The following is a 22,085-nucleotide window of genomic DNA, read 5'->3' as shown; positions in this document are numbered from 1 at the left end:
CCACCTTCACTCGTTTCACGCCTATAACGAGCGAACGAGGGTGAAGGAGGCGTTACGTGGCCATCGAGGCTTTCGACCGCGTACACCTGGACGGAACGGGCATCGACCGCATCACCGAGGGCGAGGTGGTGTCCGTGGTGCGTGACGCCCTGACCGCTGGCCGGGGCGGGCGCATCATCACCCCGAATGTGGACATCCTTCGCCGGGCGCGGCTGGACCGCCGGGTCCGCGCGTACCTCGACGACGCGGACCTGATCGTCGCCGACGGCATGCCGCTGATCTGGGCCAGCCGGATCGGTGGGACGCCGCTGCCCGAGCGGGTGGCGGGCAGCAGCCTGGTCTGGTCGCTGTCCGCCGGACTGGCCCGCGACACGCGGTCGATCTTCGTGGTGGGGGGCCGGCCCGCCACCACGCACGCCGCCGACGGCGCGTCTCGGGCCGCCGAACGCCTCGCCGCCGCATGCCCGGGGCTGCGCATCGCCGGAACCCTGTGCCCGGAGTACGGGTTCGAGCGCAACTCCGCGGTCTATGCCACCTTCCGGGATGCCATCAAGCAGGCCAAGCCGGACATGGTGTTCGTGGGCATCGGCTTCCCCAAGCAGGAGATCGTCATCGACCGGCTGCGCCGGGAACTGCCGCAGGCGTGGTTCATGGGCTGCGGCGCGGCGGTCAACTTCGTGGCCGGTGACGTGGACCGGGCGCCACGCTGGATGCAGCGCACCGGCCTGGAATGGGCGCACCGGCTCGGCACCGAGCCCCGTCGGCTGGCCGGACGGTACCTGCGGCACGACGCCCCGTACGCGCTGCGCCTGCTCTCCGCCGCGGCCCGACGGCGTACCGCACCGGCGGAACTTCGCCGCTGACCGCGCCGGCGCGGGGCGGCCGGCATCGAACCGGCCGCCCCGCACACCTCACGACGGGTTGAAGTACGGGTCCTTGGTCATCTCTCGGAACGCGGCGAACGCCGCCGCGTCGCCGGTCAGCCGGAACTGCTGGTTCGGCCCGTTACCGTCCGGATCGGACTCGAAATAGCTGATCGCCTTGATCTGCGGGTTGGCCTTGAACGTCCGCTCGGCGTCCCGCAGCCACGCCGCGCGACCCTGCGTGCCCCAGGCGCGGGCCACCCCGAACTCGCCCACCACGATCGGCTTGGGCCGCTGCGCCGCCCACTGCAGGAACGGGCCCATCAACCGGCCGATCGACTGGAACCGATTCCCGGCGTACACGTCCACGCAGGTCCAGTCCACCTGGTCGTCGCCGGGATAGAAGTCCGGGGCGTCGCCGCGCTGGAACCCCTCCGCGGTGGGGCACCACACCCACGAGACGTTGGTGGCCCCCTCGTCTCGGAACAACTCCCGCACGTGCTTCCACGCGGCGACGAAGTCCGGCCCGGACCACATGGTGGCGCGCAGGTTGGGGCGGTCCATTTCCCAGCGCATCCGCAGCAGCATCGGCACGCCGGCGTCGCGTACCGCGCGTGCCTGCCGACGGATCAGCTCGTCGTGCGCGCCCGAGACGATGGAGCGGTTGTCCCCGGTGGCCCAGCTCACCATCAGGGTCACGCCCTGAGTCAGGAACTCGTGGTCGCTCTCCGTGCCCACCATCTGGTCGAATCGCCGGTACGTGTTAAGCACCTTCAGCGGGCGGCCCAGGTCCTCTTCCAAGCCGGCCACCGCGGCGACCCGGCCGGGGTGGGTGAGCCGCTCGGGCTTGACCCAGGCACCGAAGTACGCGCCCGCGGCGGGCGGGCGCACCGGCCCGGCGTCAAACGGGCCCCGGTTGACCGCCACGGCGGCCGGCGTTCCGGTCAGGTCCGGTGACTCCGCGGGCCGCGGCTGTGACCGCGACCCGGTGCACCCGGCACTCAGCAGCAGGATGACGGCGACGCCCAGCGACGCCAGGCACCGCCCGGTGCGGCGCGGCACGTCAGGTCCGCTTGCGTCGCGCGGTGTACAGCACGTTCACCGCGTACGCGTCGCTGCCGGGCAGACGGCGGGTCGCCGCGTCCGCCATCCGGGCCAGCCCGTGCCGGTGCATCGACGGCGTCAGCATGGAGAAGCCCTCCCGCCGCACGATCTCGAAACCGTGCCGGTCCAGCAGCGCGGCCACGTCCGCGTGGGACAGCTCGGCGAACCAGCGGCGACCGGTGTTGCGGCGCGACCGCAGGTGCCGTACGGAACTGGCGTTGCCGTGGTTCTCCACCACCAGCAGCCCGGCGTCGGCGTCCGGCAGCGCCTTGGCGGCGAACGCCAGGGCCCGCTCCCGGACCGGGTCGTCCACGTTGAGCAGCAGCCGGAACATGGTCACCACGGCGGGTGTGCCGGCGTCCACCGGGTCCGGGATCGGGCCGTCGGTGGGCACCAGGTGCCACTGCGCCTGCGAACCGACCTCGGCCGCCTTGGCCATCATCTCCGCCGACGTGTCATATCCGTGCGCCTCGCGCACCAGCCCGTGCAACGTGCGGATGGCACGCCCGGTGCCGCACGCGAAGTCGTGCTGGACGGCCCGTCCGGCACCGAACTCGGCGGTGACGAGCCCGCGCAGATAATCCCGCTGCCGCTCGTTGATCTGCGACGCGTAACTGTTCGGCGCGTACGTCACGGTCTCGTACTTCTCCACCGCATCGGTGTCCTGGAACACCTTGGTGTAGTCGGTGGTCAACGGCTCCTCCTTGACATCAGCTTGCGGGGCTTGAAGGCGCCGAGCGCGAGCGGCCGGCGCAACAGCCAGGTCCCGGCGAGGAAGGTGGGCACCGCGACGGCCAGCGCCGCGAGCACCCCGGCCGGGCCGCGGCCGGTGCACGCCAGCACGGTCCACGGCAGCGCGGCGAAGCAGAACGCCGACAGCCCGGCGGCGGCCAGCGTGCCCGCACCGAACGGGTGCAGCCGCGCGGTCCGGCCGACCTGGACCAGGGGCAGCAGATTGTTGGCCACCACCGCGCAGGCCAGCCCGATCGCGGCGCCGAGCGCGCCGTGCGCCGGGATCAGCAGCACGTCCAGGCCGATCGTCACGGCCAGCGCGACAAGCACGTTGACCAGGTTCGCCGAGGTGCGCCCGGCCATCGCCAGCACCATGTCGACCATGCCGCAGCCGGTGGCCACCAGCATCGCGCCGGCCAGCACCACGACCACCGGGGCGCCGGCCGCGTAGCCCTCGCCGAACAGCCGCAGGTAGTCCGGCGCCAACAGGATGACCAGCAGCGTGACCGGCCAGGTGACAAGCACCAGCCAGCCGGTCGCGGTCCGGTAGAGGTGATTGGCGGCGTCCCGGTCACCGGTGGCCATGGCCTCCGCGAGGCGCGGCTGCACGGACTGCGAGATGCCCTGGTTGGCGAACTGGATGAGCACCACGAACCGGCCGGCGACCGCGTAGACGGCAGCCGCGCTCAGCCCGCCCAAGGCGGCGACCAGCAGCACATCCACGCGTTGCAGGGCGAGCTGGGCGACGCTGGCCAGGGCGCGCGGGCCGGTGAAACGCCAGAAGTCGCGGCGCAGGGCACGCCGCTGCGCCGCCGAGGGCGGCCCCGCTGCGGCGGGGCGGTGCGCGCGGTGGATCCGGCGCAGCGCGATCGCGGCCAGCACGGTGACCGGCAGATAGGGCGCCGCCCAGGCGAGCGCGAACACCGGCAGCGTGGCCGACGCCCACAACGCGCACAGCCCGGTCGCCCCGACCAGGACGAGTTGAAGCCCGCTGCGCAGCAGCCGGTCGAGCTGCACGGTGGGGCGCATCATCCGATAACCGCGGGTGGCGGTGAGCAACGCATCGGTGAGCGCTTGCAGCGGCAGGAACACGGCAAGCATCCGCAGCCCGGCCACGTGATCGGCGAGCACCGCCGGGTCGGCGCCCGCGCTCAGCCGGGCCAGGGCCGGTGCGCCCAGCCACATCGCGACGCCCAGCACCACCGCCAGCACGCCCACCGGCACCAGGCCGGCACGCAGGCAGACACCGAGCAGATGGTCCCGTCCGGTGGCCCGCAGCCGGGCTGGCCAGTACACCAGCCCGGTCGGTGTGCCGAGCTTGGCGATCCCGCCGACCAGCACGAACACGGCGGTCGCGGCGAAGAAGGCGCCCGCCTGTGCGGTGCCCAGGGCGCGCGCGACGATCCACGCGACCGCCACGCCGGTGATCCCGGCCAGCGCGGACCCGGCCATGTTGGCCAGTCCGCCCCGCGCGGCCCCGCGCGTCTCCGCCCCGCGCGTCTCCGCCGTGGTGGTCGATCTACTGGTCGCCGGGGGCCGCGCCGCCCGGACCGTCACGGGCGGCGCCAGATCGGGGTCCGGCCCAGCCAGGCGCTCAGCGCGTTGTCGTGCGACTGGTAGTGGGCGGACAGTTCGCGGCGCAGCGCGGCGTCCATGTCGGAGGATCGCGGGCGGGCGTTGTGCCGGGCGAATTCGGGACGATGCAGGCCGGTCGGCAGCCCCAGGAACTCCAGCACCTCGTCGTACGTGTGCTCGGGCTCGGCGAAGAAGCGTTCGCTCTCCACCACGTGGATGCGTTCCCGGCCCACGTGCTGGGCCATCACGCTCAGATAGCGGGCGTACTCGCCGCGCGCGCGATACGCGTGATGCTGGTGCGCGAAGCTGTAGTACGCCGGATCGGTGGCCAGCCGCTCCTCCTGCCGGTGCAGCCGGGCCGGCTCCAGCGCCAGCGCGTTGCCGAAGTCCCGCTCCGGCTCGAAGCCCCGGGCCACCTCGTGGGCGTGCTGGGAATACGCGCGTTCCACCGGGTCACGCACCAGCACCACCAGCTTCGCGTGCGGCAGATCGCGGGCGATCCGGGCGGCGGCCTGCGGGTGGTACATGTAGTACGGGCTGGACTCGAAGGTCCGCGCCGGTACGCCGTACCGGTCGGCGATCCGCTCGGCGCTGCGCTGCAACGGGAAATGACCGCGGTACCACCCCATGCCCCGGTGATAGGACGTGTCGAAGTAGTGCACGCCCTTGTGCAGCACCGCCTTGAGCACCACCGGGTGCGCGGCCAGCGCGCGATACAGCGACGTGGTGCCGCAGCGCTGGCCGCCGCAGATGAGGAACGACGGCGTCATGCGTGCCGGGGCGGTGAGCCGCCCGTACGACCGGGACCCGAGATGCACCACCCGCTTGATCGGGGCGGGCACGTTGCGTACGTCCATGCGGCTAGAGCTCCTTCACCCGGCGGAGGAGCACCGGCAGCAGCCAGGTGCCCAGCACGCCCAGCCGGGCGCCCGCCTCGGCCTGTCGATCGGTCAGATAACGGGTGGCCAGGTCGACCAGGTACAGCAGCGCGGTCAGCTCGCGTGCCTCGCCGGCCACCCCGAACGGCTGCAGCAGTTCGGCGGCCCGGCGCACGGTGGCCTCCACCGCCGCTGTCGCGTCGCCGGATGCCTGGATGCGGCGCTGCAACTCGTGATGCACCGCGTCGAAGCCGACCGGCACGCCCTGCGCGAACCGCTCCCAGTCCCACACCAGCAGGGCATCCGCCAGGTTGGCCATGTTCCACGGCGCCCAGTCGCCGTGCCAGGCGCCGAACCGGAACACGGTGGTGCCGGCGTGCCGGGCGAGCGACTCCGCGGCCTCCGCCAGCGCGGCGCCCTCCGGACGGTCACCCACTGCGGCCAGCCGTCCGCGCAGCTCCGCCCAGTACGTGCTGCCGACCAGCGTCCCGGAGGAATATCCGCAGCAGCCGGCGATGTCCAGCATCGCGGCGGACAGCCGGCGCGGGCTGAGCGGGGCGCGCGGCAACCACACCGGGAGCGCCGACTGGATCAGCACCTGCAACCCGCGCCACCGCCCGGCATGCAGCACCTGCGGCACGGCCAGCTTGGTCAGGCCGCTGCGGCCGAGCGCGGTCAGCGCGTGCGTCTCGTCCCGCACCAGACGCTGGGTGAGCGGGCCGACGCCGATCTTGCCGAAGCCGAAGGTCTCCCCGTCCGGGCTGATCAACTGCAGCACCGGCTTGCGGTTGGCCCGCGCCGGTCCGATGTGGACGCTGACCGACAGGTCCCGGCCGAGCGCCTCGCGCAGGTACCCGTCGATGCTCGTGCCCACCGGCCCGGTCACCCGGATCCGGTCCCGCAGCAGCACCCCGGAGGCGCCGGTGCGCAGGGCGGCGACCACCGCGTCGCGTTTGAGCCGGGCGCTCCGCGACTGGGGCTCGGCGTAGCGGCGCACCGCCGCGGCGGCCACCTTGCGCGAACCGGCCGGTACCAGCAAGCGGGGGCGGCGGGCGTCCGGCACCACGAGGTACTCGGCGATCGGCGGGCCCTCCGCGGCGTCCCGGCCGGTGACGCACGGCGGCGGATAGAGCAGGTCGAGGACCTCGGCGAGGTACTGCGCGCGGAGCGCGGATTCGTTGGCGGTGAGCGCGGCGGGAGCGGTCTTCACAGGGCTCATGCGTTCTCCCGGAGTGGATCCGTGACGTCGGACTGCTGGTTGCGCCAGAGCAGCGCATAGGCGAGGAAAGTGAAGGCCAGCGGCGTGACGAGCGCGTTGTACCAGAGCATGGCGGCGAACGAGGAGACGATCGCGCCGCTGGCCACGATGCCGATCGCGGTGCGGTCGCGGCGGAACCGCCACAGGCCGTACGCGAAGAAGCCGAGGTACCCGACGGTGCCCATGGCGCCGTGCGCGTAGGCGAGTTGCCAGAGCTGGCCGTTGCCGCCGACGGTGAAGCTGCCGCAGCGTTCGCAGCCGGGACGCGGCCCGACGGTGATCGAATGGCGGCTGCCGATCGTGTTGCGGGTGCCGCCGTACCCGATGACGGGGGAGTGCGCGATGCCGTCCAGGGCCCGGTCGACGAGGTACGACCGCACGCCGTTGGACTTGCCGTTGTCCAGGCGGGCGGCGACCGTGTCGCCCAGCGGACTGGCGACCATCGCCACCATCAGTGCCACCGCGGCGCCGGCCAGGGCCGCGATGACCCACAGCTTGCCCTGCATCGCGTACCGGACCGCGGCGTAGACCGCCAGCAGTCCGAGGCCGATCCACAGGCCGCGGTTCAGCGAAGCGACGGCGGGCACCACCGCGACGGCCAGGCACAGCGCGGCCAGCAGCCGGTTGCGTCGCCGTGCGGACGCCCACGCCGCCACCACCAGCCAGCCGACCAGCAGGCAGAAGTTGTTCCCCCAGGTGTTGGTGTATCCCCAGGGCGCCGCCGGGCGGGACTGCTCGCCGCCGATCAGATCCATGATCTGTGCCGCGTACGGGTGCACGAGGGACTGCACGAAGCCGCGGTTGCGGATGTGCGAGGGCAGCAGCCACTCCACCGGGGAGGTGAACTCGAACCGGCCGGCCACCATGCCGAGCAGGCCGCCGGCCACCGTCACCACGAACAGCCAGGCGAGCAGGGCCACCAGCTTGCGGCGGGGCAGTTCCCGCTCGGTCAGGTTTCCGGCGTACAGCAGGAGCACCGTCAACGACGCGTACATGGTCAGCTTGAACAGCGCGGGCAGCAGCCGCGCGGTACCCGGCTCGGGCACCGTGCCCGCCGGGTCGACGCCGAGCACGGTCAGACTGATCACCACGGCCGCCAGGAACACCGCCCACCAGGCGAACCCGGGCGGCAGTCGCAGCCGTCGCCCGGCCGTCCGGCGGCGGGTCAGCAGGACCAGCATCGGAACGGCCAGGATCGGGAAGATCAGCACACCCAGGCCCAGCGCCCACCACAGCGGATAGAGCGCCAGCAGGGCGGTCAGCGGCCAGGCCGGCAGCGCCGTCGAGCGCAGCGGGGCATGCGACGCCGCGCCGACCCGGGCGGGGGCTCCCGGGACGACGGCGGTCACTTCTCGTCGCTCGCGGCCTCGGTCTTCATGTCGATGACCGCGGTCGCGTCGTCGACGCCCTCGGTGCGGGTCTGCCGCGGAGTGGCCGGCCCGGAACCGCTGCGTGTGGCGGCCGGCTTGGGCACGCTCATCGGCTGGGTGCGGGACGTGTCGATGATGGCGGTGTCCGCGGTGTCCGGCTTCGCCGGAGTCGGCAGGGTGACCGCAGCCGGCCGGGGCGTGTCCGTGCGCAGGCCGGCCAGCCGCGGGAGGACCACCGAGCCGAGCAGCGGGGTGCCCACGCGGCGCAACTGCTCCACCGCGTCCACCAGGGCGGGACGCCGGGACCGGCGCAGCTCGACCGCGATGATCGCGGCGTCGGCAAGGCTGGCCAGGCTCTGCGCGTCGGCGCTGCTGCTGGTCGACGGTGCCTCGATGATCACGTACGCGGCCTGCTTGCGCAGTGACTGGAGGGTGTCCCGCAGCCGCTGCGACTGCATCAGTCCGGCCGCCGTGGCGGCGCCGCCGGTGGTGATCACCCGCAGTGACGGGATCCGCGGCGTGCGCTGCATCGCGTTGGCCAGGCCGACGCGCCCGGCCAGCAGGTCGGACAGGCCGGGCGTGGGGGCCACGCCGAGCATCCGGGCCAGCGGTGCGGCATCCACCACGCTGTCCGGCAGGTGTGCGCCGATCAGCACCACGTCGTTGCCGGCGCGCGCCAACGCCGCGGCCAGGTTGGTGGCCACCAGCGTGGACGCCGAACCGCGGCTGGCCCCGGTGACCACGATGATCTGATCACCGGTGCTCATGCTGGCCAGCACCTCGTTGCGCAACCGGTTGAAGACCCGGCCGCCGGGACCGTACGGCTGGAGAACGTCGTCGAAGTGCGGGGTGGTCCGCTCGTCCAGGCTGGCGAGCACCGGGATGCGGGCGCGGTCGCGGACGTCCGTGGCGGTGCGCAGGCGACGGTCCAGACGCTCCCGGGCGAAGGCCAGGGTGAGACCCAGCAGCAGACCGGCCACGCCGCCGGTGGCCAGGTTCAGGGTCAGGTTCGGGCTGGTCGGCGCGTCCGGCACCCGGGCATCGCTGATGATGCTGCCGGCGGCCACGGTGGTGGTGGTCAGCTCGTTCAGCCGTCCGGTCAGCGAGTTGAGCTGGTTCTGCGAGTTGCTGCGCAGACTCTCCAGGTTGCTGCGGGTGGAGCTGTTCGGCGCGGACCGGGCCAGCCGGGCGTTGATGCCCGCCAGGTTCGACGTCAACTGCCGGACCTTCAGGGTCAACGACTTGATCTGCTCGTCCAGGCCGGACCGGGCGGTGTCCTCACGATTGCGCAGGTACGCCTCGGCGAAGGCGTGCGATCCCGCCTGGGCGCCCTCCGGGGTGTCCGCGGAGAATCGCACCATCAGCACGGTGGTGTTCGGCGGCACCTCCACCGACACGTCGCGGGCCAGGTCGATCGGCGAGCGCGGGGAGCGCAGCAACTGCTGTGCCCGCGTCGCGACCGCTCCGGAGCCCACCAGTTGGGCTTCGGTGTCCAGGTTGATGGTGGCCTTGGTCCGGCCGCCGGTGGCGTTGGCGTCCTGGTCGACCGGCTGCACCAGGACCGCGGTCGAGGACTCGTACACCTTCGGGACGGTGCTGGTGAAACCCGCCGCCGCGGCCAATCCCGCCGCGGTGACGGCGATTACCACCCACCAGTGCCGGCGCAGCATGCCGAGGTAGTGCGACAGGTCGGCGGACACCGGGCGAGCTGCTTCCATCGGATCGGCGGCCCTTTCGCGGGTGAAGTTGAGAGTTGACGGCTATCGGGCGTTTCGCCCCCGAGGGGTAAACGGCCGGTACGCCGGTACGTAACTCTCGATTTCCCGCGGGTCACCCCGCCTCAGGTCAGCGCGGGTTCCACCCAGCCGTTCTCGATCAGATAGGCGATCACGACCTCCACCGCGTCGGCCACCGACATGTCCGTGGTGTCCACCGTCAGTTCGGCGTCCTCGGGCGCTTCGTACGGGTCGTCCACGCCTGTCATGCCGCGTAGCTGCCCGGCGCGGGCGCGGGCGTAGAGGCCCTTGCGGTCGCGCTTTTCGCACACCTCCAGCGGCGTCGCCACGTGCACCAGCACGAAGCCGGCGCCCGCCTCCACGGCCATCTGGCGCACCGCCGCACGGGCGCTCTCGTACGGCGCGATCGGGCAGGCGACGGCCATGCCGTGGTGGCGGGCCACCTCGGCGGCGACCCAACCGATCCGGCGCACGTTGCGGTCCCGGTCGGCCTTGCTGAAGCCGAGTCCCGCGGAGAGTTCCCGGCGCACCACGTCGCCGTCCAGGAAGGTGAGGGTCCGTTCGCCGGTCTCGCGTAGCGAATCCGCCAGGCCGCGGGCGATTGTCGACTTGCCCGATCCGGAGAGGCCGGTGAAGAACACCACCAGACCGCGGTAGCGACGCGGTGGTCGCATCCGGGCGAGTTCCTTGGCCACGGCGGGCGGGGTGTGCCACTCGGGCAGCGGGAACCCGCGGTCGAGCAGGTCCTCGATCTCCGCCGGGGTCATCGCGAGGCGCCGGTTGCGCGGCGGGATGTCCTCCCGCCAGCGCCACTGCCCGTCCCGGTTGTCGTAGGCCAGCTCGCGCGGGACGAGCACGCGCAGCCCGGCGCCGGTGAGCATGTCGCCGGTGGACAGCACGTGGGTCACCCCGAACGCGCCGGCCACCCGGGCGCGCAGCAGGGCGTCGCGCACCTCGTCACCGCGCGGCATCAGCGGCACCACGACGATGGTGGCCGGGGGCATCCGATCACGGGCGGCGAACACGGCCCGGACCAGCGCCTCGGGCGGCAGGCCGTCCGGGCCGGGGCCGCTGATCGGCACCAGGATCAGCAGGTGCGCGGCGAGCGTGCGCGCGGCGTGCGCGATCTCGGCGAGTTGTGGGCGGTGCAGCGGCCGATCGGCGATCACGCCGAGCACCCGGCCGGGTGGCAGCAGCGCGCGGACCTCGGCCGGTGGCCGGCGCAAGCGCTGGAACGGGCCGTGTCCGCCGTCGCCGAGGCGTTTCACCTCGCCGCCCACGGCGTGCAGGCCGTCGCGGGTGGGCCACGAGTCGGTCACCTCGATGGCCGCCACCGGTGCGCCCTCCGGATCGGTCAGCACCACGGTCCGGCGTTGCGGATCGTCGAGCTGGAGTCCGTCGGCCATGTCCGCGGGAATCTCCAGGGTCACCGCGACCGGCCACGGCGTGCCGTCGGCCAGCCGGCCGCCGCGACGCAGCGCCTGCAAATCGGCACGTCCCAGGAACCCGGTCAGCGGCGCATAGGCGCCGGAGAGCAGAAGCTCGAGGTCCGCCAGCTCGCGCGGGCGTGGCGTGTACGACGGGGCGTCACGCAGCACGTCCTCGGGCAACACCGAACCATTCACTTCTCTATCCCCCTGGCGGCCGACGACGGGAACAGTTTCGCAGCCAGGCGTGGCCCGGTCGAGTCGGGTCCGGTCCGAGCCGCGGGGGTGGGCCGGTGCGGAAGATGGCGGGGATGGTGTGTTCTTAATGGACAAATACGTATAAAAGCCCGATACTCCTCGATCGTGAGACGTCGCCCACGCCAGTTCCGGCTCCTGCACCTCGCCGCCGCGGCGACGGCCTTCGCCCTGTCCGTCAGCGCCACGTTGTCCTGGGCCTGGACCGGCGGGATCCAGCAGCTCGGCCTGCCGCCGGGGGCGCAGTCGTCGGTGCGTGACCCGGGCGCGGCCCAGGCGGAGGCGCTGGCCGAGCCGGGTCCGGGCGACGATCCGACGGTGCGTCTGCCGGGCGCCTCGACCGCGCCGAGCGCCGCCGGCTCACCGTCCCCGTCGTCCTCGGCCGCCGCGCCCGACTCGGCGCCGGCCGACTCGGCGTCGGCCGGTCCGGCCCCTGCCACTGCGGCGCTGGGCGGCCCACGGCCGGCGGCCCGTGGGCAGACCTGCCGCACCGGCGTCAAACTGGTGCCCACGTGCGGGGCGCTATGGGGCGTCGCGCCGGGCGCCTTCACCGACCGCCGGGGCGCGCCGGCGCTTGCCGACTTCGAGAAACTCACCGGTCGGCGGCAGGACATCTATCACGCGTACCACCGGGGCACCGGCCAGCTCTTCCCGACCAAGGCGGAGATCGCCATCGCCCGGGAGCCGGGCGCGCCGCGGCTGCTCTTCCTGAACTGGAAACCCCGGGACGCGTCCTGGGCGGAGATCGCCGCGGGGGACCCGAAGGTGGACGCCTTCCTGGACCGCCTCGCGGCGCACATCAAGCGGGAGTTTCCGGAACGGTTCTTCCTCACCGTGCACCACGAGCCCGAGAACGACGTGCGGGCGAAGGCCGGCAGCGGATACACCGCGGACGACTACGCGGCGATGTTCCGGCACGTGGTGCGGCGGCTGCGCGCGCACGGCGCGGACAACGTGGTCACCGTGCTCGTGCACATGGCGTACGTGCCGCACACCACGAAACCCTGGTTCGGCGACCTCTATCCGGGGGACGACGTGGTCGACTGGATCGGCTTCGACACGTACGCGTACAGCGATCCCGGATACGGCCACGGCGACTTCGCCGAGATGCTCGACCGGCGGATGAGCAGCAAACCGGGCTGGCCCGGCTTTTATAGCTGGGCGGTGCGGCGGCACCCCGGCAAGCCGCTGATGGTGTCGGAGTGGGGCGTGTGGGGATCTGCGCGCAACCCCGGCCACAAGGCCGACTTCTATCGCATGGTGGCCCGGCAGATCGCCGACTTCCCGAACATCCGGGCGATGGTCTACTTCGACACGCCCCACGATCAGCGGGGTCGCGACTCCACCGTGGATGCGACCCGGAACGCCCTGGCCGCGTACCGGAAGCTGGGCGACCTGCCGATCTTTGGGGTGCGCATCGACAACTGAGAGCACCGCGCGCGGGCCGGTCCGTTCCTGAGAGCAGCCTGAGAAGGCTCGGGGTCGGCTCGGGGTCTCACCTGATCCCGGTTCGTGCTTGCCTTTCCTACGCTGTGCCTCGTGACTCTCATCGTTACGCAAGCGCTGACAAAGACGTACGGGGGGCGGGTGACTGCCCTGGCCGACCTGAGCGTCACCGTCGAGCCGGGGGTGATCGGGCTGGTCGGGGCGAACGGCGCCGGAAAGTCGACCTTCCTCAAGATTATGCTGGGGTTGATCGAGCCGACCGACGGCAGCGTCCGCGTCCTCGGCCTCGATCCCACGGTGGAGCCGGACAAGGTGCGCAGCCGCGTCGGATACATGCCAGAGAACGAAAGCCTGCCACCGGATGTGTCGGCGGCGGAGTTCGTCACCCACATGGGGCGGATCAGCGGGCTGCCCCGCACGGCCGCCCGGGAACGCGCGTCCGAGGCGCTGCGCCACGTCGGGCTCTACGAGGAGCGGTACCGCCAGATCGGCGGTTACTCCACCGGCATGAAGCAGCGGGCCAAGCTGGCGCAGGCGCTGGTGCACGACCCGGATCTGTTGTTGCTGGACGAGCCGACCAACGGCCTCGACCCGGCCGGCCGGGACGCCATGCTCGCGCTGGTGCACCGGATCGGCGCCGAGTTCGGCATCTCCGTGGTGGTGTGTTCGCACCTGCTCGGCGAGGTGGAACGGATCTGCGACTCGCTTGTCGCGATCGAGGGCGGGCGCCTGCTGCGCTCCGGGTCCATGTCGGCGATGACCGAGGCGTCCGACGTGCTCGCCGTGGAGGTCAGCGAGGGCGCCCCGGAGCTCGCCGCGGCCCTGGAAGCGCTGGGGCTGCCGGTGCGCCACGAGGGCCGGATGCTGCTCGTGCCGCTGGAGTCCGAGGAGGCGTACGACCAGATCCTGCGCGCCGTGGCCGAGCTCGACCTGCCCCTGCACCGCCTGGACCAGCGGCGGCACCGCGTCGCCGAACTCTTCACGCCGAAGGAGACCGCCGATGTCTGAGACAAGCGTGATCCATGACATCGGATACCAGCGGTACGAGGGTCCCCGGCTGGGCCGTGGTGCGGTCATCGGCGCGCTCGTCGTGCACGGCCTGCGCGTCGCGTTCGGCCTCGGGCGTTCGGCGAAGGCCAAGATCTTCCCGTGGCTGGTGTTCGGCATCGTCACCGGCGTCGCGGTGATCGTCGGAGCGGTACGCGCGCAGGCCGACATCGTGATCCTCGACTACGTCCAGTTCGCCGACACGATGAGCTGGCTGATCATCCTGTTCGTGGCGATCGTCGCCCCGGAACTGGTGTCCCGGGACATGCGGTCCGGCGTGCTGCCGCTCTATTTCAGCCGGCCGCTGCGCGCGGCGGACTACATCGGCGCCAAGTTCGCCGCGCTGGTGGCCGCCGTCTGGCTGCTGCTCGGCGTGCCGCAACTGGTCATGTTCCTGATCGCCGCGTTCACCACCGACGACGGGATGCGCGGCGTGTGGCACGAGGTCGGCGATCTGCTGCCGGCCTGGGCCTACAGCGCGCTGTGGGCGGTGCTGTTCGCCGCGATCTCGCTGCTGATCGCCTCGCTCACCGGCAAGCGGGCGTTCGCCGCCGGCGCCGTCGTGGCGGTGTTCCTGATGACCACGCCGGTCTTCGGCGTGCTGCAGACCCTGCCCTCGCAGAACGCCCAGCACCTGGCCGGGCTGGCTAGCCCGATGATGTTGATCAGCGGCGTCGGTCTGTGGCTGCTGCCGGACACCAATCCCGGCTGGAGCGTCGGCCGGTTCGGTCCGGTGTACGGCATCGAGGCGGTCGCGCTGATCGTCTGCTGCCTGCTGCTGTTGCTCGCCCGCTACCGGAAGGTGGCCTCGCTATGAGTGCCGGGACCGTGTTGGAACTGAACAACGTCTCCCGCTGGTACGGCAACGTGGTCGCGGTCAACGACGTGAGCCTGCGCCTGCCGGCCGGGGTGACCGGGCTGCTCGGCCCGAACGGCGCCGGCAAGACCACCCTGCTGCACATGATGTCGGGGTTCCTGAACCCGTCCCGCGGCACGGTCACCCTGGGCGGCGAGCCGACCTGGCGCAACCCCGGGGTGTACCGGCGACTGGGCCTGGTCGCCGAGCGGGAGGCGGTGCACGGCTTCCTGACCGCCTGGGAGTTCGTGCTGGCCAGCGCGAAGATGCACCGGCTGAGTGATCCGCGCGCCGCCGCCGTGCGGGCCCTGGAGATGGTCGAGATGACCGACGCGCAAGACCGTCGCATCGAGACGTACTCCAAGGGCATGCGCCAGCGCACCCGGGTGGCCGCCGCCCTGGTGCACGACCCCGAGGTGTTGCTGCTCGACGAGCCGTTCAACGGCATGGACCCGCGGCAGCGCATGCACATGCTGGAGCTGTTCCACCGGCTCGGCGCGGACGGCCGGACGATCGTCTTCTCGTCGCACATCCTGGAAGAGGTCGAGCAGGTCTCCGGCACGGTGCAGGTGGTCGTGGCGGGCCGGCTCGCCGCGTCCGGCGACTACCGTCAGATCCGCCGCCTGATGACCAACCGGCCGCACGTGTTCGCCGTGCAGAGCTCCGACGACCGGCGCCTGGCCGTCGCCCTCATCGGCGAGAAGTCGGTGAGCGGCGTGGAGATCGACACCGGTGGTCTCACCGTCCGCGCCAGCGACTACGGCAGCTTCACCCGCGCGCTCCCGCGGATCGCCCTCGGCCAGGGCATCCGACTGCGCAAGCTGCTGCCGTCCGACGAGTCCCTGGAGAGCGTCTTCTCCTACCTGCTGGAGGCATGATGTCCACGGTCGCCTATATCACCGCACGCGGCCTGTTCGGCCGGCGGCGGGCGCTGCTCCTGCTGCCGCTGCCGGTGCTGCTGATCGGCCTGGCACTGCTGTGCCGCGGGTACGACGTGAACCCCTCCGACTGGGCCACCCCGGTGCTGGTCGGCCTCGGCCTGGCCGTGATGCTCCCGGTGACCGCCCTGATCGTCGGCACCGGCGTGCTCGGCTCCGAAGTGGACGACGGGACCATCGTGCACATCCTGACGAAGCCGTTGCCGCGGCGCGACATCATCCTGCCCAAGCTGGCGGTGGCGGTCGTGGTCACCGCTGTCACGTCCGCGGTGCCGCTGTTCATCGGCGGCATGCTGGCCTCCTCCGCCCGGCTGGGTCTCGGGCTGGCGGTCGGCGCGGCGGTCGGGGCATGCGCGTACTCGGCCCTGTTCCTGCTGTTGAGCCTGCTCACCCGGCGGCCGGTGCTGGTCGGCCTGGTCTACATCCTGGTCTGGGAGGGCCTGCTGGGCCGGTGGGTGTCCGGCACCAAGGTGCTCTCCATCGAGCAGTACGTCATCACCATCGCGGACCGCATCGCCCCGCATGTGCTGGCGACGCGGGTCTCGCTGCCCGTCGCGGTGGTGATGGCAGCGGTGTTTGTGATCGGCTCCACCGTGTTCGCGGTGGACCGGCTGCGATCGTTCCGGATGGCCGGCGAGACGAGCTGATCGCCGGCGGACACGCGGACCGCGGCGCCACGGGGGTGCCGCGGTCCGTTGCGTTCGACCCGGGCCGCCGCGCTCAGCCGGTGTTACGCATGCCCGCGGCGATGCCGTTCACCGTGGTGAGCAGCGCGCGCTCCAGCGCGGTGGAGTCCGACGGCGCCCGCCGCAGCCCCGGTGAGGTGGCCAGTTGGCGGTCCGCCTCGGCCAGATCGCGGTACTGGCGCAGCAGCGCCACCTGCAGGTGGTGCAGCGGCTCCAGGTAGGTGTCCCGGACGCCCAGCGTGCGGTTCAGCTCGGCCTGGCCGTCCAGCAGGCTGTCGCCGCCGGTGATGGCCAGGACCTCGCGCACCGTGCGTGCGTACTCTTCCTCGATCTTGGTGAAGATGGGCCGCAGATTCTCCGGCACCAGCGTCTCCACGTAACGGCGGGCGATGCTCAAGTCGGTCTTGGCCAGCATCATCTCGACGTTGGACAGGAACGTCTTGAAGAACTGCCACTCGCCGTGCATCTCGCTGAGCACCTCGCCCAGCCCGGCCTCGCGGGCGGCGGCCAGGCCGGTGCCTACGCCGTACCACCCGGGCACGATCTGCCGGGTCTGTGTCCACCCGAACACCCAGGGGATCGCACGCAGGCCACCGAGGCCGGCGTCGGTGTTCGGCCGCTTCGCCGGGCGTGACCCGATGTTCAACTGGCCGAGCAGCTCGGTCGGGGTGGCGGCCCAGAAATACGCCGGCAGGTCCGGATCATCGACCAGTTCCCGGTACGCCGAGAAGGCCGCCGCGGACGCGGTGTCCATCGTGGAGTCCCAGCGTGACAGCGACTCCAGGTCCACCGACGGCGACTTGTGCAACAGCGTGGCCTGCAGCACCGCCGCCACGGTCAGTTCCAGGTTCTCCCGCGCCAGCGCCGGAACCGTGTACTTGTCGCTGATCACCTCGCCCTGCTCGGTCACCTTGATGGCGCCGTCCAGGGTGCCGTACGGCTGAGCCAGGATCGCCTCGTGCGTCGGACCGCCGCCGCGGCCGACCGTGCCGCCCCGGCCGTGGAAGAGGCGCAGCCGCACGCCGTGCCGGGCGGCCACGTCACGCAGCGCGCGCTGAGCCCGGTGGATGGACCACTGGCTGGTGGTGATGCCGGCCTCCTTGTTGGAATCGGAGTAGCCCAGCATCACCTCCTGCAGGTCACCGCGCGCCTTGACGATCGCCCGGTAGGCCGGCATGGACAGCATCTCGTCCAGCAGTTCGCCGCCCGCGTTCAGCTCGGCCGGCGTCTCCAGCAGCGGGACGATGCCGATCCGCGCCCGCCCGGTGTGGATGTCGATCAGGCCGGCCTCGCGGGCCAGCACCGCCGCGGCCAGCACGTCGTCCACGCCCAGGGTCATCGAGATGATGTAGGACTCGACCACGTCCTGGCCGAACCGGTCCTGCGCCTCGCGGATGGTGTGGAAGACGGTGAAGGTCTTGCGCGCCGACTCGGATAGCGGCGTGTCCAGGTTTGACAGCGGACGCCGGCCGGTCAGCTCGTCGGCCAGCAGCTTGGTGCGCTGTGTGCGGTCCAGCGCGCCGTAATCCTCGACCTCGCCGACCTGCGCGTACATCTGCTCCAGCACCTCGTGGTGCTTCTCCGCGTGTTCCCGTACGTCGAGGGTGGCGAGCTGCATCCCGAAGGCCGAGACGGCGCGGATCGCGGACGCGACCGAACCCACCGCGGTGAGCTGGCCGGAGTTGCGGGCCAGCGACGCACGCAGCAGATCCAGGTCGCCGATCAGCTCGTCGCTGCCGAGGTAGTCCTGGCCCGGCTTGTGCGGCGTGCCCTGGCGCAGGCGGACGCGCGTGTTCTGCAGCTTCGCCTTGATGCAGCGGACCTTCAGGCGGTACGGCTCCTCGGCGTTGGTGCGCCGGAACCGCGGCGCCACGTCGGTCAGGCACTCCAAGTCGCGGGCCAGGCTGGCGGACAGATCCAGGGAGACGCCGCGCAGCCGGCGCGACACCGACAGCTCCTCGATGAGCTGGTCCATCGCGGCCTCGGTCGCCTGGATGCCGTGCTCGTGCTGGATCATCAGCACATCCCGGGTGACCGCCGGCGTAACGTACGGGTTGCCGTCCCGGTCGCCGCCGATCCAGGAGCCGAAGGTCAGCGGACGGGCCGTGGGCGCCGTCTCCACGCCCAGTTGGCGCAGCGTCTCCGCCAGGTCGTCGAGCACCTGCGGGGCCGCGTCGGCGTACAGGTCCTTCAGGTAGTACACCGCGTTGCGGGCCTCATCGGTGGGGTCCGGGCGGTCCAGGCGCAGCTCGTCGGTCTGCCACAGCAGGTCGATGATCTCGGCGAACCGCCGGGTGGAGGCGGTGGTGTCGGTCGCGCCGTACAGCACCGCGGCGGCGGCCTCGGCATCCAGCGCGTCGGCGAGCTGACGCAGCTTGGACAGAATCGAGCGGCGTGCCGCCTCGGTCGGGTGGGCGGTGAACACCGGCCGCACCGCCAACTGGCGGGCGGCGGCGGCGACCTCGTCGGCCGGCACCCCACGCTCGGCGATGCGCTTCGCGGCCTGGTCCAGCCAGCCGCCGTCGCGGGCACGGCGTCGCCGCAGGTCTCGGGCGCGGTGCACCTGCTCGGTGATGTTGGCGAGGTGAAAGTAGGTGGAGAAGGCGCGGGCCAGCTTGGTGCCCGTGGTGACGTCCATCGCGGTGAGCCGGTCCGCGGCGGCTTGCGCATCCTGACGCACCAGCGCGCGGATCTCCTCCACCAGGTCGAGGAGGGGCTCGCCCTCCTGCCGGGCCAGGGTCTGGCCGAGCAGCTTGCCGATGCGGCGGATGTCGGCGCGTAGTGCCGCGTCATGCCCGTCTGGGTCGAGTTGGCCGTGCAGGTCGGTCACCGGAGCGCTCCTTCACCAGGCGTACGGAAACGGTGCGTACGCCAGGACGGCGCTGTCCCGACTCCCGCGATCGTAACGTCAGCCACCCCGGGGAGGGCGCTTTGAGGCAAGTCTCATAGCCGGGCGCAGGACGGTTCCCGGACGTCCGGGACATGTCACCGACACCCGCCCCGCCCCGCCTGGTCCCGCCTCGCCCGGTCCCGCCTCGCCCGGTCCCGCCCCGCCCGGTCCCGTCGCCCCCGTCGATCTTGAGCTTTGTGGGCCCGGTTCGACCCGCCTTACCCGACTTATCGGACCGTGAAGTTCAAGATCGATCCGTCGATGGCGTCGATCTTGCGGTTTGGGTGCCGGATTTGGTGCGGCGTGGCGGACTTGTCGGACCGCTATGTTCAAGATCGACGCGGCCTGGGCGGATCCGACGCGGCCTGGGTGGATCCGACGCGGCCTGGATGGGTCTGATGCGGCCTGGGTGGGTCTGGTGCGGCCTGGATGGGTCTGATGCGGCGGGTGGGTCTGATGCGGTCTGGGCGGACTGACCTTAGGAGAGGGGCCTCTGTCAGGCGGAGGTGGGCACTGCCGGACGCAAACCCGGCCCAGGGCCTCCCTGCTCGGGGCGGTCGGGGCGCCCCGGTCCCTGGTTGGGGCCGCCCGACCGGTGAGGTTCCTGGTGGGACGGTCCGGGCTGGTGGCCTTCGGGTTCGGGCGGCCATGGCCGATGTCCGCTCGGCTCGTGAGTTGTCCGCCGGGGACTTGCCGACCCGTTGCCCGACGAGTGGGGGCTGGGCACAGGCCCGGTGTTGACCGGGCGATGGGGGACTGACGGTGACGGATGCGGCGGCACCACGGTTCCCGGACCGGCGACGACCGGGGCCGCCGGAACCGCCGACGACACCGGGTAGCCCGCCTGGCCGACGGCGGCCGGCACAGGCCCGGCCGACACCGGCCCGGCCAGCGTCGGGATCGGCCCCGCCGGCGTCTGGATCGGGCCGGGTGGCGTCGGGATTGGGCCGGCCGACACCGGGATTGGGCCGGCCGACACCGGGATTGGGCCGGCCGACACCGGGATCGGGCCGGGCGGCGTCGGGATTGGGCCGGGCGGCACCGACCCCGCCTGAGTCGGATCTGGTCCTCGGGCCGGCATGCGCAATCTGGCCGGTAGGGGCGCGGGTCCGGTGCGGTGCACGAAGGCGTGCCGGGCCGCCGCGAACCCCGATCGGTCGCCGAACGTGTCCCGGCTCATCTCGGCCAGTTCGCGTGCCTCGTACGCGTCCACGGGGATTCGTTCCGCGGCCAGCCTGCGCGCCTTGGCCGACCGGCGGGCGCGTGATGCTCTCGGGTCCGCGTGCGCGCCCGCCAGTGTGGTGAGCCACTCGGTGAATTCTCCCGGATGCCGCGGCCCCACCTCGTCGATGAAGCCCGCCGATGCCGCCCGTTCCACGCTGACCGGCAGCTTCTCGTCGATGAGCCGTTGCGCCGTGTCCGCGCCGACGCGCCGGGGGAGCGTCCAGGTGTGCAGGTCCGAGCCGTACAGGCCGAAACCGTAGTGCGGGTTGAGCACGATCCCGGCCCGCGCCGCGGTCACGTCCGCGCCGAGGCCGAGCATCGCTCCGCCGGCCGCGGCGCTGCCCGCGTACGCCGCGATGATGAGCTGGCGGGTGCAGCCGATGATCTCCTTGCAGATCGCGTTGAAGGCACGGATGTTGTGCCACGCGGCGCTCGCCGGCTCCGCCGCCGCCTCGATCACGTGCAGGTGCAGCCCGTTGCTGAACGCGTCGGTCCCGCCACGCAGCACCAGCACATCGGTGTCCTGCGCGGTCGCGTGCCGCAACCCGGCGAGCAATCGCCGGCAGTGACCGGTGGACATGGCGCCGTTGTAGAAGTCGAAGACCAGCCATCCCACGCCGCCGCTGCGCCGGTAGCGGACCTGCCGGTACGCCGACGGCGTCTCCGGCTCACATCCCGGTGGCACGGGCGAATGCGGCACGTCGTGCAGCCGCTTGCCCAGCAGCGTGGTGGCCGGCAGCTTGCACGCCTGGGGCGCGTCGGCGCGCAGGTGTCCGAGCCAGGCGCTGCCGTCGCCGGTGGCCACCAGCACGGCGCCCTGCCGGCGCATCAGCAGACTTCCGGGACGGCCGCCGCGAGCCGGACCGGGATGGGCGTCGTACGCGAGCACGTTCAGCCCGGCGAGTTCGGCGCGGACGCCCGGGTTGCCATCCGCCGCCCGTACGCGCCTGAGGATCTGCTCGGTCGGCATCGCCCAGTCGAGGGCGCGGTCGTGTGGTGTCACCGCCGGCCGGGCCGTTTGTCCCGGCGCCGCGGTCGGCATCTGATCGGTGTGCACGCCGGAGAACGAGGGGTCGGCCGCCTTGCCGATCACGTCCTTCAGGCAGGCCATGGCGGCGTCGGCGACCGGGCCGTGCATCAGCGCGGTCTTGCGGGGCGCCGCAGCGGGCATGGCGAAGGTGCGGGTGGTCCAGATGCGGGCGGTGTCTGGGTCGTCGGTGAGTTGCAACGCGGTGACGCCCCAGGACGGCAGCCCGTCGACGATCGCCCGATCCACCGGCGCCGGTCCGTGATCACCGACCGGGGCGGGACGCAGCACGACCGTGCGCCAGTGGCGCCACTGCCGACGGTCGCGCCGCATCGCGTGCAGGGTGGCGTCCGACGGGAAGAGGCAGAAGACCAGGTCGGGAGCGGCCGCGCGGACGCCGTCGAGCAGGTCCGGTGCGCCGTCGGCGAGGTGTACGCCGACATCGTGGCCCGCGTCACGCAGCGCGCACCAGGCACGCTGGCTCAGTCCGTCGAACGCGGACACGAGCAACAGAATCCGCACCTTTAACCTGCCTCCCGGGTTCGGTCGATGTCGCGGCATCGGGGCGTTCGCCGTGCCGGCCCGCCCCGCAGCGCCGCAGGATTGTCGCCCAGACCGCCCCTACCAAATCGGACATCCTGTGCGATAGCACAATCGGATGCTGCCGGTGCGATAGCACAATCGGAGGCTCGCGGTGCGATAGCACAATCGGATGCTGCCGGTGCGATAGCACAATCGGAGGCTCGCGGTGCGATAGCACAATCGGATGCTGG

Annotated in this window: 16 protein-coding genes; 6 read left to right on the top strand and 10 right to left on the bottom strand. The window is 72.2% G+C overall.

Annotation, left to right across the window (positions count from 1 at the left end; translation table 11 throughout):
• The first annotated feature begins 56 nt into the window (after nt 1-56).
• Nucleotides 57-863 carry a WecB/TagA/CpsF family glycosyltransferase gene (locus tag IEY73_RS13640; protein ID WP_189079567.1) on the top strand — a complete coding sequence of 269 codons (807 nt, stop codon included), beginning with the start codon at nt 57-59 and terminating at the stop codon, nt 861-863.
• A gap of 48 nt (nt 864-911) precedes the next feature.
• Here the strand turns inward: IEY73_RS13640 and IEY73_RS13635 are convergent, their stop codons facing one another.
• From IEY73_RS13635 to cysC, 8 genes are all read right to left on the bottom strand, one after another.
• A complete protein-coding gene (locus tag IEY73_RS13635) occupies nt 912-1,925 on the bottom strand; it encodes a glycoside hydrolase family 26 protein (RefSeq protein WP_229715814.1) in 1,014 nt (337 codons plus the stop codon).
• A gap of 1 nt (nt 1,926) precedes the next feature.
• Complete coding sequence (locus IEY73_RS13630; protein WP_189079566.1) at nt 1,927-2,661, bottom strand: methyltransferase domain-containing protein; 735 nt, start codon at nt 2,659-2,661, stop codon at nt 1,927-1,929.
• Nucleotides 2,658-4,256, bottom strand: a complete 1,599-nt coding sequence (locus tag IEY73_RS13625; protein WP_229715813.1) for a lipopolysaccharide biosynthesis protein — start codon at nt 4,254-4,256, stop codon at nt 2,658-2,660. The genes IEY73_RS13630 and IEY73_RS13625 overlap by 4 nt, the downstream gene beginning before the upstream one ends.
• Entirely contained in the window at nt 4,253-5,131 is an 879-nt protein-coding gene (locus IEY73_RS13620) for a sulfotransferase family protein (protein ID WP_189079565.1), read from the bottom strand. The genes IEY73_RS13625 and IEY73_RS13620 overlap by 4 nt, the downstream gene beginning before the upstream one ends.
• 4 nt (nt 5,132-5,135) lie before the next feature.
• Nucleotides 5,136-6,371, bottom strand: coding sequence for a hypothetical protein (locus IEY73_RS13615; protein ID WP_189079564.1), 1,236 nt, complete (start codon nt 6,369-6,371; stop codon nt 5,136-5,138).
• Nucleotides 6,368-7,759 (bottom strand): O-antigen ligase family protein, encoded by a 1,392-nt coding sequence (locus IEY73_RS13610; protein WP_229715812.1) that lies wholly within the window; start codon nt 7,757-7,759, stop codon nt 6,368-6,370. Before IEY73_RS13610 ends, IEY73_RS13615 begins: the two co-directional genes overlap by 4 nt.
• Entirely contained in the window at nt 7,756-9,480 is a 1,725-nt protein-coding gene (locus IEY73_RS13605; RefSeq protein ID WP_229715811.1) for a tyrosine-protein kinase domain-containing protein, read from the bottom strand. Before IEY73_RS13605 ends, IEY73_RS13610 begins: the two co-directional genes overlap by 4 nt.
• Nucleotides 9,481-9,620: 140 nt before the next feature.
• Nucleotides 9,621-11,141: an adenylyl-sulfate kinase gene (gene cysC, locus IEY73_RS13600; RefSeq protein ID WP_189079562.1), complete on the bottom strand. Its 1,521-nt coding sequence runs from the start codon at nt 11,139-11,141 to the stop codon at nt 9,621-9,623.
• Nucleotides 11,142-11,306: 165 nt separating this feature from the next.
• Here cysC and IEY73_RS13595 point away from each other — a divergent pair, with 165 nt between their 5' ends.
• The 5 genes from IEY73_RS13595 to IEY73_RS13575 all read left to right on the top strand — a co-directional run bounded on the left by IEY73_RS13595 (nt 11,307) and on the right by IEY73_RS13575 (nt 16,132).
• The gene (locus IEY73_RS13595) at nt 11,307-12,626 is read left to right on the top strand and encodes a glycoside hydrolase family 26 protein (RefSeq protein ID WP_189079561.1); all 1,320 of its coding nucleotides are present in this window, start codon (nt 11,307-11,309) and stop codon (nt 12,624-12,626) included.
• A gap of 111 nt (nt 12,627-12,737) precedes the next feature.
• Nucleotides 12,738-13,652, top strand: coding sequence for an ABC transporter ATP-binding protein (locus IEY73_RS13590; protein ID WP_189079560.1), 915 nt, complete (start codon nt 12,738-12,740; stop codon nt 13,650-13,652).
• Nucleotides 13,645-14,508, top strand: a complete 864-nt coding sequence (locus IEY73_RS13585) for an ABC transporter permease (protein WP_189079559.1) — start codon at nt 13,645-13,647, stop codon at nt 14,506-14,508. The genes IEY73_RS13590 and IEY73_RS13585 overlap by 8 nt, the downstream gene beginning before the upstream one ends.
• Nucleotides 14,505-15,425 (top strand): ABC transporter ATP-binding protein, encoded by a 921-nt coding sequence (locus IEY73_RS13580; protein WP_189079558.1) that lies wholly within the window; start codon nt 14,505-14,507, stop codon nt 15,423-15,425. The genes IEY73_RS13585 and IEY73_RS13580 overlap by 4 nt, the downstream gene beginning before the upstream one ends.
• Nucleotides 15,425-16,132 (top strand): ABC transporter permease subunit, encoded by a 708-nt coding sequence (locus IEY73_RS13575; RefSeq protein ID WP_189079557.1) that lies wholly within the window; start codon nt 15,425-15,427, stop codon nt 16,130-16,132. Before IEY73_RS13580 ends, IEY73_RS13575 begins: the two co-directional genes overlap by 1 nt.
• Nucleotides 16,133-16,205: 73 nt before the next feature.
• Here the strand turns inward: IEY73_RS13575 and ppc are convergent, their stop codons facing one another.
• Together ppc and IEY73_RS13565 are read right to left on the bottom strand one after the other, a co-directional pair.
• Complete coding sequence (gene ppc / locus IEY73_RS13570; protein WP_189079556.1) at nt 16,206-19,001, bottom strand: phosphoenolpyruvate carboxylase; 2,796 nt, start codon at nt 18,999-19,001, stop codon at nt 16,206-16,208.
• 556 nt (nt 19,002-19,557) lie between these two features.
• Nucleotides 19,558-21,834: an enoyl-CoA hydratase-related protein gene (locus IEY73_RS13565; protein ID WP_189079555.1), complete on the bottom strand. Its 2,277-nt coding sequence runs from the start codon at nt 21,832-21,834 to the stop codon at nt 19,558-19,560.
• Nucleotides 21,835-22,085: the final 251 nt, after the last annotated feature.

Source organism: Mangrovihabitans endophyticus, from assembly GCF_014646155.1.
Classification (GTDB): Bacteria; Actinomycetota; Actinomycetes; order Mycobacteriales; family Micromonosporaceae; genus Actinoplanes; species Actinoplanes endophyticus.
The sequence above is the reverse complement of the archived record's forward strand: the minus strand, read 5'-3'. Positions and strand labels throughout refer to the sequence as shown.

Excerpts from the sequence above, each read along its gene's own strand:
- IEY73_RS13620 (WP_189079565.1), bottom strand. The coding sequence starts at position 5,131 with ATGGACGTACGCAACGTGCCCGCCCCGATCAAGCGGGTGGTGCATCTC.
- IEY73_RS13615 (WP_189079564.1), bottom strand. The coding sequence starts at position 6,371 with ATGAGCCCTGTGAAGACCGCTCCCGCCGCGCTCACCGCCAACGAATCC.
- IEY73_RS13585 (WP_189079559.1), top strand. The coding sequence starts at position 13,645 with ATGTCTGAGACAAGCGTGATCCATGACATCGGATACCAGCGGTACGAG.
- IEY73_RS13580 (WP_189079558.1), top strand. The coding sequence starts at position 14,505 with ATGAGTGCCGGGACCGTGTTGGAACTGAACAACGTCTCCCGCTGGTAC.
- IEY73_RS13575 (WP_189079557.1), top strand. The coding sequence starts at position 15,425 with ATGTCCACGGTCGCCTATATCACCGCACGCGGCCTGTTCGGCCGGCGG.